14 protein-coding genes are annotated in these 13,114 nt (G+C 49.9%); 3 read left to right on the forward strand and 11 right to left on the reverse strand.

Annotated elements, in window-relative coordinates:
- Positions 1 to 57: 57 nt before the first annotated feature.
- From MKY22_RS15975 to MKY22_RS15985, 3 genes are all read left to right on the forward strand, one after another.
- A complete protein-coding gene (locus tag MKY22_RS15975; RefSeq protein WP_029343013.1) occupies positions 58 to 678 on the forward strand; it encodes an HNH endonuclease family protein in 621 nt (206 codons plus the stop codon).
- A 15-nt stretch (positions 679 to 693) separates the two neighbouring features.
- Entirely contained in the window at positions 694 to 933 is a 240-nt protein-coding gene (locus tag MKY22_RS15980) for a hypothetical protein (protein ID WP_341089991.1), read from the forward strand.
- 158 nt (positions 934 to 1,091) lie between these two features.
- Complete coding sequence (locus MKY22_RS15985) at positions 1,092 to 1,244, forward strand: hypothetical protein (protein ID WP_290780584.1); 153 nt, start codon at positions 1,092 to 1,094, stop codon at positions 1,242 to 1,244.
- 402 nt (positions 1,245 to 1,646) lie between these two features.
- On the opposite strand, the gene MKY22_RS15990 is transcribed toward MKY22_RS15985, so the two are convergent.
- The 11 genes from MKY22_RS15990 to dnaB all read right to left on the reverse strand — a co-directional run bounded on the left by MKY22_RS15990 (position 1,647) and on the right by dnaB (position 13,108).
- Entirely contained in the window at positions 1,647 to 2,123 is a 477-nt protein-coding gene (locus MKY22_RS15990; RefSeq protein ID WP_341089993.1) for a GNAT family N-acetyltransferase, read from the reverse strand.
- A gap of 129 nt (positions 2,124 to 2,252) precedes the next feature.
- On the reverse strand, positions 2,253 to 2,732 hold the full coding sequence (gene rlmH, locus MKY22_RS15995; RefSeq protein ID WP_341089995.1) for a 23S rRNA (pseudouridine(1915)-N(3))-methyltransferase RlmH: 480 nt from the start codon (positions 2,730 to 2,732) through the stop codon (positions 2,253 to 2,255).
- Positions 2,733 to 2,804: 72 nt separating this feature from the next.
- The gene (locus MKY22_RS16000) at positions 2,805 to 2,966 is read right to left on the reverse strand and encodes a CxxH/CxxC protein (protein WP_290780574.1); all 162 of its coding nucleotides are present in this window, start codon (positions 2,964 to 2,966) and stop codon (positions 2,805 to 2,807) included.
- 145 nt (positions 2,967 to 3,111) lie between these two features.
- Complete coding sequence (locus MKY22_RS16005; protein ID WP_023469839.1) at positions 3,112 to 4,401, reverse strand: S1C family serine protease; 1,290 nt, start codon at positions 4,399 to 4,401, stop codon at positions 3,112 to 3,114.
- Between the two features lie 106 nt (positions 4,402 to 4,507).
- Entirely contained in the window at positions 4,508 to 5,299 is a 792-nt protein-coding gene (locus MKY22_RS16010; protein WP_341090002.1) for an MBL fold metallo-hydrolase, read from the reverse strand.
- 10 nt (positions 5,300 to 5,309) lie between these two features.
- Positions 5,310 to 6,146 carry a two-component system regulatory protein YycI gene (locus MKY22_RS16015; protein ID WP_023469841.1) on the reverse strand — a complete coding sequence of 279 codons (837 nt, stop codon included), beginning with the start codon at positions 6,144 to 6,146 and terminating at the stop codon, positions 5,310 to 5,312.
- Between the two features lie 6 nt (positions 6,147 to 6,152).
- On the reverse strand, positions 6,153 to 7,469 hold the full coding sequence (gene yycH, locus MKY22_RS16020) for a two-component system activity regulator YycH (RefSeq protein WP_023469842.1): 1,317 nt from the start codon (positions 7,467 to 7,469) through the stop codon (positions 6,153 to 6,155).
- Positions 7,466 to 9,316, reverse strand: a complete 1,851-nt coding sequence (gene walK, locus MKY22_RS16025) for a cell wall metabolism sensor histidine kinase WalK (protein ID WP_035411745.1) — start codon at positions 9,314 to 9,316, stop codon at positions 7,466 to 7,468. Before walK ends, yycH begins: the two co-directional genes overlap by 4 nt.
- Positions 9,317 to 9,318: 2 nt before the next feature.
- Positions 9,319 to 10,026, reverse strand: a complete 708-nt coding sequence (gene yycF / locus MKY22_RS16030; protein ID WP_023469844.1) for a response regulator YycF — start codon at positions 10,024 to 10,026, stop codon at positions 9,319 to 9,321.
- A gap of 225 nt (positions 10,027 to 10,251) precedes the next feature.
- On the reverse strand, positions 10,252 to 11,544 hold the full coding sequence (locus MKY22_RS16035; RefSeq protein WP_023469845.1) for an adenylosuccinate synthase: 1,293 nt from the start codon (positions 11,542 to 11,544) through the stop codon (positions 10,252 to 10,254).
- A gap of 211 nt (positions 11,545 to 11,755) precedes the next feature.
- Positions 11,756 to 13,108, reverse strand: coding sequence for a replicative DNA helicase (gene dnaB / locus MKY22_RS16040; protein ID WP_023469846.1), 1,353 nt, complete (start codon positions 13,106 to 13,108; stop codon positions 11,756 to 11,758).
- Positions 13,109 to 13,114: the final 6 nt, after the last annotated feature.

Here is a 13,114-nt window from a genome sequence, read left to right on the forward strand (position 1 = left end):
GGGTGTCTTCACATCATCTCGTCTCATACATAGGAGGAATGACACGTGTTCAAAGCCATCAAGTCCATCGTCATCACTACGCTCGTCTGCCTGACCGCTTTCCAATTCGATACGACGTCTGTTTCCGCATTACCATCGGGCATCTCGTCGAAAGCGACGGCCCAGTCTCAACTCGATGCCTTAACGGTTAAAACAGAAGGCAGCATGACCGGTTATTCGCGTGATTTGTTCCCGCACTGGAGCAGTCAAGGAGGCGGCTGTGATACACGACAAGTCGTCTTAAAACGTGACGCCGATTCATATGTCGGATCGTGCCCCGTCACATCCGGTTCTTGGTATAGTTACTATGACGGACTAACATTCACGAACCCGTCTGACCTCGACATCGATCATGTCGTTCCGCTTGCGGAAGCATGGCGTTCAGGAGCAAGCAGCTGGACGACGACGACTCGTCAAGCATTCGCAAACGATTTGACAGGTCCGCAATTGATTGCTGTCTCTGCAAGCTCGAACCGTTCAAAAGGGGACCAGGATCCGTCGACATGGAAGCCAACACGGGCAGGTGCGAGCTGCGCTTACTCGAAGATGTGGATCAATACGAAGAGCCGCTGGAACCTCAGCTTACAGTCGAGTGAAAAAACCGCCTTACAAACGATGTTGAACACATGTACATACTAAAAAGGAGTCGATTCGATGGAAACGAAAACCTCTACTTTTACCGCCACACATGGTGTCATGACGCAAGAAGTCGGTGTCATCAGCGGTGAACTCGAACTCCGGACGACCTGTCAGGAGGACGGCGCATTGGAACTAAAGATTGCTTACGTCGGAGCGATAGACGTCTATACGTTACCCGGTAGTTATCGTGTTCATGACGTTCGGGATCATGACGTCATCCATCAGATGCTCGTCAATGTACTAGAGCGAACATAATGAAAAACAGACGCTGTCCAAGTTAGTGGGCGGCGTCTGTTTTACTCTTGAGTATTCAAAATCGAATTGTTATTATTTACCAAATTGTAAGAGCTTATCTGACTATTTATTCGGTATAGTGTAGACAAGGCCACTATCCTTTCAAGGAGGTATAGCTTATGCGAAATATTTTGATTTTAATTGGTGTCATCGTAAGTGGTGCAGGTCTCTATATGGCACTAGAAAGTCACGTGCCTTCGTTACTCGTTACGGGCATCATCATGTTGTTTGGTTGCGGTATCGGTCTCATCACAAAAGAAAAGTCGGAGTAATCTATATATCCAGTCAGCGGGATAACTATGATTCAACAATTCATCAAGGAACAACAGTCGCACCGTACTATTGGCGGTTTTATCGCAAGTCTGCCGACCCGATCCTAGCCCACGTCAATCCATCGCGTTTACAAGACAACGATCTTGTACTGTTGATTCAAGCGGACCAATCGATTATTGTCTCTTTCGCTAATTCACAAGATCAATCAGATTGGACGCCACTATCACGAGAGCAGATTCATCGATCGAAAAGTCTACTTGCACCTAAGACATGCTATTTCAAAATTAAGCACGGTGAATATGGCGGAACCTATTTGATTTCACCAGATTTGATTGTGAATGATCAATTCAAGAGTGAGAAGGATTATTTAGAAGTTCTATCATCAACAACGAATAAGTAACTCATAAATGTTTTATCAAGACGATTTCGTCTTTAATCGGAACTCCCTTTTCATTGTATAACGGGATTTCCGGTTTTATTTTGCGTGCAAGGTCCACGGCATTCGGAATCACCTGCGATATTGTATATCCCCGATGTTGATAGAAACGTATCGCATGCTTATTATCATTCGTCGTAACAAGTGTCAGCAAGTCGCATTGTTGCTGTGCTGCCCTTTCTTCTACCACTTGCATCAATCGTGAGCCGATTCCTTTTCCTTCCTCAAGACTATCCAGCGAAATGATTTCGCACGTCTGTGAAGTCATATGATAGGTAATCAGTCCAATGATTTCATGTTCATCGTTTATGGCATAAAATCCATCTAAGAGACTACAATCATGAACACCTGTCGATGTTACCATTTGTGAACTGCCCCAGTGCTTGGTAAAAAAGACTTTAACCTGACTACGTGTTTTTTCTTCAATGATCTGAATAACCATTATGTCCTCCTTTCATTTATATACATTTCGTCGTCTTTGTTAATTATGATATAAGAGTTAATCTTACTAACTAAAAAAGACCACCTAGAGTATCAGTTAATACACTTAAGGCGGTCATCTAAATACTGCTTATTTGTGATAAGGCTCATTCCGATTAATCCGATACGCTCGATAAATCTGTTCACAGAGGATCATCTTCATCAACTGATGCGGGAATGTCATCTTTGAAAACGAGATCGTATCATTTGCACGCTGCATCACTTCTGGTGCAAGACCAAGTGATCCGCCGATGACGAAAGCAATTTTACTCTTGCCGTATGTCGCGAGTTGATCGAGTTCTTTTGCAAACTGTTCACTCGTCCGTTGTTTTCCTTCGATAGCAAGTGCGAGGACGTGAACGTCAGGTCCGATCTTCGCTAAAATCCGTTCGCCTTCTTTTTTCTTCACTTGCGCCACCTCCGCTTCACTCAATTGCTCCGGTGCCTTTTCGTCCGCGACCTCGATTTCTTGGATCGAACAGTAGGCGCCGAGACGCTTCGTATATTCAGCGATGCCTTGCTTCAAATACTTCTCTTTTAGCTTTCCGACCGTAATGATGGTAATTTGCATCTTATTTCTCGCTTTCTGACAGAAAATTCAGGAGTTATCCACAGAGTTATCCACAAATCCACATGTTGATATTTATTTTTTGCTTGACACAAGATATGTTGCCGATGCGTCACAGTATTCACAGGTGATGTTTTTTTCTGGATTTAGCTGATCGAGAATCGGGTATTGTTCTGTTTCATCTACGATTTCGTCAAGCGCGAGCTCGACATGTTCTAAACAGACGTACTTATCCACAGGTGGTCTCCTCCTTTCACTTATCCACATTTATCCGCTTCCAGTATAACAAATATCGACCTTCCTGACCGGAAAAGGCGCAGGTTTCCTCACTCAAAAAAACCATCCACAGGTCGGACCTGTGGATGGTTTTTCAGATTATGCTTTACTGAACAGTTGGTGACTGAGCTGACAACTTCACATCTGCTGTCTGTTTTTCACCGCCACGGTAGAACGTGACTTTGACCGTTTCGCCAACTTTTGCATCCCGGTAGAGAACACTTTTTAGATCAGCGAACGATGCGATCGCTTTTCCGTTGATCTCAACGATGACATCGTTTGCCTTCATACCCGCTTTTTCGGCTCCGCTGTTACGTGTCAGACCGACGACGACGATTCCTTTCGTGACATCATTCGGTAATTTCAGACGATCTTCGCGATATCCGCTTGGGAATTCCTGCACGTCACGAATCTGAATCCCGAGCTGTGGACGAACGACTTCACCATTTTGCTCGAGATCACGCATGATTGGTAACGCTTCGTTGATCGGAATCGCAAACCCGACTCCTTCGACACTTGCTTCCGCGATCTTCATCGAGTTGATCCCGATCAATTGACCGGCTGTGTTGATGAGCGCTCCACCCGAGTTCCCCGGGTTGATCGCTGCATCGGTTTGGATGACTTCCGTGTTGAAGTCTTGCTGTCCATCCTTGTTCGTATCGACTGGAACTGTCCGTTCCTGCGCACTGATGACACCGCGTGTGACGGAGTTCGCGAAGATTCCGAGTGGGTTTCCGATCGCAAGCACCGTTTCACCGGCACGTAACGTATCCGAATCCCCCAGTTTTGCGACTTGTGTCACTTTCGATGAATCAATCGACAAGACCGCTAAATCGTACGTCGGATCTTCCCCGAGGACTTTTGCCTCGAGTGCTGTTCCATCGGATAACGTCACAGACAGGCGGCTCGCGCCTTCGACGACGTGGTAGTTCGTGACGACGTAGGCTTTATTGCCGTCTTTTTTATAGATGACGCCGGACCCCGCACCCGTTTCCTGATCGGTTCCTTGGAACGAGCTCTGAAGGTTCGTCACGCTCACGACGGCTTCCTTCGTCTTACCGACCGCACCGACGATGTCGGCTTCATCCTCTGTCGTCTGTGTCGCAGTCTGTTCCGCTGTCGTCGACGAAACCGGAGTCGGACTCGTCATCTCATCGCGGACGAACGGCCACGCGACGAGGGCGATCAACAAGGCTCCGACGATTCCGCCGATCAGACCGACGAAAAAGGCTTTTCCGGCACCGCGACGACGCGGTGGTTCTGGTTGTTCTTCATATGGTTCACGATAAGGGCTGACCGGTTCGCTCGTTGCCGGTTGACGGGGCGGGAAGCCGCTCTCATCGGATGACTGTTCGTATCGTTCGGATTCGTTCCGTGGTTCTTCGGGTCGATCCATCGACATACGCCTCCTTTATGACTCTCTTTACACAAGTATACCCCCATCACGTGGCAAGTGAACCAAATGTGGGGGTCTTTTGAGCATATTCAGTAATTTCCCATAATCAAAGCTTTAGGAGCGGCGTCGGAATGACCGGATCCGTGTCGAGAAGCTGAATCTTACTCAGATCGACTTCACGGCTCGCGAGCGTCTGGGAGACACTCATCCGGGCGAGTTCCTTCATGTTGTTGTCCTTGCTCAAATGGGCCATATGGATCCGTTTTGTTCGATCATCAAGGACCTCGCTCATCGCGATTGCGGCATCCTCGTTCGAGACGTGTCCGTAATCCCCGAGGATCCGTCGTTTGACGCTCCACGGGTAATGTCCCATCTGGAGCATGCCGATATCATGGTTCGCTTCGAAGATATAAGCATCAGCGCCCCGAATGACACCTTTCATCCGGTCCGAGACGTATCCGGTATCCGTGATGTGCGCCAACCGTTTTCCTTCATGGGCGAACTGGAAAAACATCGGATCGGCTGCATCGTGACTGACGTTGAACGATTCGACTTCGATGTCACCGAACTGCTTGACCTCTCCGACTTCCCAGAGGAACTTCAGCGCCGGATCAATCTTACCGATCTTCGCTTCCATCGCTGCCCATGTCTTTTCATTCGCATAAAGCGGGATATTGTACTTCCGTGCCATGATGCCGACGCCTTTGATATGGTCGGAGTGTTCATGGGTGACGAACAGACCATCGATGCCATGCGGCGACCGGTCGATCTGGTCGAATAAGGCGAGCATCGCCTTACCGGTCAGTCCCGCGTCGACGAGCAAGCGGGTCTGTTCACTTTCGATATAGAGGGCGTTCCCCGTCGAGCCACTGGCCATGACGCTGTAGTGTAGGCTCATCGTGCATTCCTCATTTCTCTGAGACTGTATCCAATCGTTCGACGGTCTGGACGCCGCCGTCAATCGCATTGACGAAGTAGACTTCTTCATTATCGAGCTCGATTTGCCACGTTGGCGGCAGGATTTGAACGGATTCCGTTCCTTCCGTGACGAGACAGAAATAACCGAGCTTGTGACTCGTCAACCGTTTTGATGCCGGGAATAAACCTTGCTCCGACAACTGGACGATCGCTTCACTTGCTGATAACAACGTCACGTCCTGTGCTTGCCGGACGACCTTGTTCAAGTGGCGTTGTTTGTAGCTGACGATTTCCTTCGCATCGTTGAGCTGCAAGACGAGCAGGGACGGTCCAATCATCGCATCGTCCTCACGTGACTGCTGTGGTGTCGAATAGAGTGGTTGTCCCTTATACGTCTGAACGAATGTCATCTCCTGATACTTACTATCATACTTCCAAAATGTATATTCGGCACCATATCGAACTGATGCTTGAACGAACGATGAAGCAGAATCCCGCATCGTCTTCGCATCGAGTCGATACGGTTTCGTCAACCGGACCGACCACTCGACATCGTTCTTGACGGAGGCGACCGCGTCACGAATCGGTGAACTCGCGAGTGGCGCTAGCGTCCGCGCATCGACTTCGGCTGTTAAATAGCCGATGTCTCGCGTAACCGGTTGTAGCTTTTTCTCATCGATTTGACGATCCTTCAAGATCGATTTACCGGTCGCACTCGTCGCGACGATCCGCGGCTCGACCATCCGGTCCATCAATTGAATGGCGAGGTAGACGTTCAGGATCAAAAAGGTCAGCATCAATAAGGTCTTCGCTTTACTCCAGTCCATTCATCCTCACCCCTCATTCCCGACAGCTTGATTGATCGATTGCCAGACGCCATCGATTTTGATGAACCACGTCGGCTCAAAGACGGCATAGCGGCTCGTTGAAATCTTATACGTCATCTCATATCCAATCCGGATTCCACTGATCTCTTTTAAGAGGTCAGCACGACTCAGACGTTCGAGAACCGTTTCAACAGCTGGCACCGTTTCTTCCCGAAGGATGAGCTTCCGCTTCGCTCGGAGCATGCTACGACTGAGCGACCGGACTTGATTTTCCTCATACATGATCTTCAGTGTCGCAAGATCGAACTTCGTCTGTTCGAGTAGCGGACCACTCTCCCCAAATACCGGATACCGGTTCAAGTACAACCGGAACGTCGCCGTCTGTTCCTCACTCTTTTTACTCATCTGATCAAAGTAATACCGGAAACCACTGCGTTGGGTATCTTGATCGAGCCAGCCCCCATGAATGTTGACATAGCTGACGAGCGTGCTGTAATCGACCGTCGAGCTTTGCGTATTCGGCGATAATGTATTGAAACGATACACATTATAGTTTCGGTCATACGTCGAAACGCTGACGCCGTCCGTTAAGACGTCGAGATCATCCCGACTCTTGATTTGCTGGACGTTCGAGTTCTCGGCAAAAAAGGCACTCCGAATGCGGTCGAGTGGTTTCGGCGATTGCCCGACCTCGTCATAGACGAAGACTTGCTCTAGTCGCGTCGTACCGCTCGCGACATACGTATAATCGCCACCTTTGAGTTCGACGCGTGTCATCGGTTTTTTCTTATCATGCGCGAACAGTCGCTTCAGAACCGTCTCATCGCCGACGAGCTTGAAGTCCTTCAGGCGACCGGTCGCCGACTCGAGACGGAGGATTGGTCCATCATAATCGAGTAAATAGAGTCGTTTGATCGGTTCCGAGAAGGCGATCTGTTTTTCTCCGAGTAACTCTTCAAGAATCGTCGCACTGATCGGTGTCGGGAAGATCATCTCGACACTCCGGTCACCGACCGGGATGTTGTTCGCTTTATCCGTCAAGACGAGGACACCGATGTTAAACGACGCACCGATTCGGTTAAGGAAGGTCCGACCGATGATTTGTGTCTGATAGATCCCTTCCTGATCCGAATAGACGAGTAGTTCCGGGTTGATCAGTTGGTTGCTTTCAATCGTCTTTGAGGCATCGATCTCGTTGAACGAGACCTGTTCCCGCTCGATTGATTCACTGCTTGGATGATAGGTCCAGAGCATCGCTGTCTGAGCGATCGAACCGGCGACGAGCAGGACGAGTAACAGCGAACTCCAGTGTTGTTTCTTCATCCGGCATCCACCTCTTCGATCACCTCATACGGAAGCGTGAAGTAAATCGTCGTGCCGCGTCCCCATTCACTTTCTGCCCAGATGTCGCCACCATGTGCCGAAACGACGTCTTTTGCGATCGACAGACCAAGACCGGTGCCGCCGATTTTACGGGCGCGGGCTTTATCGACACGATAGAAGCGTTCGAAGATTTTTTGGAGATTCGCTTTCGGGATTCCGACACCTTCATCCTTGATGCTGATGACGATCCGTTTTGCCCGGAGCATCGTCCGGACGGTGATCGTTCCGCCTTCCGGTGAGTACTTGATTGCATTCGTCAGGATGTTATCTGCGACCTGAATCAATTTATCCTGATCACCACGGATATAGACTTTCCGCTTCATGATCTTACGACGGAAACGAATCCGTTCCGGCTTCGTCATGTCATGTCGATCGAGAATCTCATTCAGGAACTGAATGTAATCGAAGCGGACCTTGTTCATCTTGTATTCCTTACTGTCCATCTTCGACAGTTGTAAGAGATCGGTGACGAGGCGGATCATCCGCTCCGTCTCATTTTGTGTCGTCTCAAGGAAACGCGGGGCGAGTTCCTCGTCCTGATACGCGCCTTCTGCCAAGGCTTCAAGATAGCTGCGCATCGTCGTCAGCGGTGTCCGGAGCTCGTGACTGACGTTCGCGACGAATTCGCGACGATCCTGTTCGACTTGCTCCTGTTCCGTGACGTCATGCAGGACGACGATCATCCCGGTTATTGGACCACTGTGTTTCTTGACGGGCGAGAAGAATGCCCGGACGAGGAACAGTTCATCCTCACTACTGAAATCAAGTAGACGCGGTGGCATCGTACCGTCTTCCGGAATCATGAAATCATCACCAAGTGCCAGTAAGTCCTTCAAGTTCGTGCCGACGACGCTCGCATCATCCGCACCGACGATATCCTTCGCTTGATCGTTCATCAAGATGACGCGCAGCGTCCGGTCCGTCGCGATGACGCCATCGGTCATATTCTCTAGGACACTCGTCAACTTCCGCCGTTCAGCTTCCGTCGTCGCGTTCGCTTCGAGTAGCTCATCCGTCAATTCGTTGAACGAACGAGCGAGCTGACCGATCTCATCGTCCGAATAGACCTTAACCTTCCGCGAGAAGTTCCCGCGTCGCATCTCGATCGCTTGACGCCGCATATCGGAAATCGGGCGCGTGATCGTCCGCGACAGCAAGACACCAAGAATCGACGTGATGACGAGAGCGATGACCGTTCCGGTCGCAAGAATCCGCGTGACCTGTTGCATCTGCGAATAGATTGACTCCATCGAGGCGCGAACATAAATCATACCGGTCGTTACGCCGTCTCGTTCCGAGGTAACCGGTACGGCAAAGATCCGGATCTTATCCTCTGATTCCGGATCAAGCACGGTGTCCGTCCGGGTCGAGCTCGTTGCCTGTGCTTTTTTTATCAATGAATTCGTCGCCCGTTGTCCGACCGCCGACTGGTTCTCGTCATCCGATGTCGCCTGGATGATCGAGTCCTGGTCGATGATCTGGACTTCGAGTATGTCGTTCCTTGAGGTGGAGCCATTACTAAACTCAGACAGCAGTTGCCCTAGTGATTGGGACAACTGCCGTTTGGAGGCTTCATCATCGCCTGTTTTATCGAATTCCTTCCCGACGTTATAGGCGACAAGACCTGCCCGGTCCTCGACCGACTTCGAGAAGTTCGTAATGTACTGCTTTTCAAGGGAACGAACGAAATAGACGCCAATGACCTGCATCGCCACTAAGATCAATAAGGCATAGATGACGACGAGTTTCCATTGGATGGATTTAAAGAAGTTCGTTCCTTTTAACATCGTTATTCATTCTCCCCGTCTTGGAGATAATAGCCGACACCACGACGCGTCATGATGTAAACTGGCGTACTTGGGTTATCTTCGACTTTCTCACGGAGACGACGCACCGTTACGTCGACTGTCCGGACGTCACCGAAGTAGTCATAGCCCCAGACCGTCTGTAACAAATGCTCACGTGTCATGACTTGACCGATGTTTTTCGCGAGGTAGTGCAACAATTCGAACTCACGCTGCGTCAGCTCGATCTTTTGATCCTTACGTGTCACCGTATGCGAATTCGTATCGATATACAGTTCTCCGACTTTGAGTGGACCTGGTCCAACCGGTTGTGGTGTAGCTTCCGGACTCGTGTTGCGTAAGTGGACTTTCACGCGGGCAAGTAACTCGCGCGAGCTGAATGGCTTCGTCACGTAATCGTTCGCGCCAAGCTCAAGACCAAGTACCGTATCGATCTCGGAATCCTTCGCTGTCAACATGATGATCGGAATCTTCGACGTCTTCCGGACTTCCCGGCAGACCTCCATCCCGTCCATTAACGGGAGCATGATGTCGAGTAACATCAAATCCGGTTTGAACTCCTCGAATTTCTCTAATGCCTCCACGCCGTCATTTGCGATCGCGACCTGGTAGCCTTCTTTTTCTAATTTAAACTTGAGTATATCTGCAATCGGCAACTCGTCATCGACGACTAGAATTTTGCGTTCCGTCACTGGGTGTGCCCCCTTAAAAATTTCTATTCAATCTATTTTACCTGTTTTTTCGGCATATAGAAAGGTGGCGACGGAAACTCCCGGCGCCACTCTCTCTGCTGTTCGTCGTCTCACGAGAGAGGTTCCACGTGAAACACTGTATTTAGTATACCTGTTTTTGCTTCCGTTTGTGAACCATTTCGCACAAAAAACAGCCTCTTGCAGGATGCAAGAGGCTTTTGAGACTTATGCTTCTTCGTAGAGATCACGCAAGACGACTGTCTGTTCACGACCCGGTCCGACCGAGAACGTGACGAGCGAGATACCTGTGAGATCCGCAATCCGCTTAACGTAGTTCTGTGCGTTCAACGGTAGATCCTCAAAGCGACGGACACCTGTGATGTCCTCTTTCCAGCCTGGAAGTTCTTCGTAAACTGGAACACATGCTTCGAGATCACGGAAGCTTGCTGGGTACTCATCGATCTGTTTTCCGTTGAATTCGTACGATGTACAGATCTTCAACGTGTCGAGTCCTGTCAAAACGTCGATTGAGTTGAGCGCAAGATCCGTCAACCCACTTGTACGGCGCGAGTGGCGAACGACGACAGAGTCGAACCAACCAACACGACGCGGACGTCCTGTCGTCGTCCCGTATTCACGACCGACTTCACGGATTTGGTGACCGATGTCATCGAACAATTCCGTTGGGAACGGACCGTCACCGACACGTGACGTGTACGCTTTACAGACACCGACGACGTGATCAATCCGAGCTGGACCGACACCGACACCCGATGCGACACCACCGGCAGATGCGTTCGATGATGTAACGAACGGGTACGTTCCGTGGTCAAGGTCGAGTAAGACACCTTGTGCGCCTTCGAACAACACTTTTTCGCCGTGATCGAGGCTATCGTTGACGACGACGGATGTATCGCAGACGTATTTCGCGAACTCTTGTCCATACGCATAGTACTCTTCGAAGATATCGTCGAACGCGATTGGTTCAGCGTCATACATCTTCGTGAACATTCGGTTCTTTTGGTCGAGAACGATCTTCAACTTCTCAGCGAACGTTTCTTTGTCGAGTAAGTCTGCCATCCGGATTCCGATTCGTGCGGCTTTATCCATGTAGCACGGTCCGATTCCTTTTAGCGTCGTTCCGACTTTTGCGTCGCCCTTCGCTTCTTCTTCTAACTGATCCTGCAACTGATGATACGGCAAGATGACATGCGCCCGATTCGAAATTAACAAGTTATCCGTTGAGACACCACGATCGTGCAGATACTTCAATTCCTTGACGAGTGATTTCGGGTTGACGACGAGACCGTTCCCGATGACACATTTCTTATCCGAGTAAAAAATACCTGATGGGATCAAGTGCAATTTGTACGTCTCGTTATTGAATACGATCGTATGTCCTGCATTGTCTCCACCTTGATAACGTGCTACGACGTCGGCTTGTTTCGAAAGAAAATCGGTGATTTTCCCTTTTCCTTCGTCGCCCCACTGTGTTCCGACTACTACTACTGATGACATCTTATCATCCACCTCCACGTACGATTCAAAACCACGACTAAGTGTAACGCGATAAAAAAGAGAAGTCAACCAAATACCGAACAATTAATTGTTACAATTCTCTTTCGTTCGTTTAATTATCGTTTTTGGTGAACAAACTGAGAATCTTTAGGTGAAAATAAAAAAAGCTACGTTTTATCTCCGATTGATCGAAGACAAAACGTAGCTTGGATTAAGCTGGTGGCGCGTACGAGTTGCTTGGCTCGAGATCCACGAACTTGTTGAATTCTTTTCGGAAGGCGAGCTTGACGGTACCGGTTGGACCATTCCGCTGTTTTGCGATGATGATCTCAATCGTATTCGCATCTTCCGTTTCTTTATTGTAGTAATCGTCACGATACAAGAAGGCGACGATATCGGCATCTTGCTCGATTGCTCCCGATTCCCGGATATCCGACATCATCGGTCGCTTATCTTGACGGCTCTCAACCCCACGGGAGAGCTGCGATAAGGCGATGACGGGGACTTCGAGTTCACGCGCGAGTGATTTCAAGGAACGGGAAATTTCCGAAACCTCTTGTTGACGGTTGTCGCTGGAGCGACCATTCCCTTGAATCAGCTGCAAGTAATCGATCATGATCATCCCAAGACCGTGCTCCTGCTTCAAACGACGGCACTTCGCCCGGATATCGTTAACCCGAATCCCTGGTGTATCGTCGATGTAGATGCCGGCTTGAGACAGGTTACTCATCGCAAGCGATAACTTGCCCCAGTCCTCTTCCTCGAGTTGACCAGTCCGCAGACGCTGCGCATCGACGTTTCCTTCGGCACAGAGCATCCGCATGACGAGCTGTTCGGCACCCATCTCAAGACTAAAGATGGCGACGTTCTCGTCAGCGCGTGTCGCGACGTTTTGCGAGATGTTCAAGGCGAACGCCGTCTTCCCGACCGATGGACGTGCTGCGACGATGATTAGATCGTTACGCTGGAAGCCGGCCGTCATCTTATCGAGATCCTGGAAACCCGTCGGAATCCCCGTCGTCTCGCCGCTTTGCTTATGCAATTTATCAATCGTTGCATAGGCACTCGTCAAGACGTCCGAGATCGGGATGAAGCTCGCGCTCCCTTTTCCTTGTGATACTTCGAGAATCTTCCGTTCTGCCTCATTCAGCAGGACATCGACCTCGTTTTGCCGCTCGTATCCGTCAGTGACGATTTCACCCGCCGTCCGAATGAGACGCCGAAGCGTCGACTTCTGGTCAACGACGTTGACGTAGTAATTGATGTTGGCTGCGGTTGGTACACCTTCCGCTAGTTCCGCTAGATACGGTAGACCACCGATCTCATCTAGGATGCCAAGCGTACTCAGCTCGGCTGTGACCGTGACGAGGTCGATCGCTTCGCCTCGGTCGGACAGCACGAGCATCGCTTCGAAGATCCGTTGGTGAGAGGCACGGTAAAAGTCCTGCGGTAACAGACGTTCCGATGCACTGATCAAACGATCCGCATCAATCATGATCGCCCCTAGGACGGCTTGTTCTGCCTCGATGCTTTGGGGAGGCATATTTTGCATGACTTCACTCATCACCGG

Source organism: Exiguobacterium sp. FSL W8-0210 (genome assembly GCF_038006045.1).
Lineage (GTDB): Bacteria > Bacillota > Bacilli > Exiguobacteriales > Exiguobacteriaceae > Exiguobacterium_A.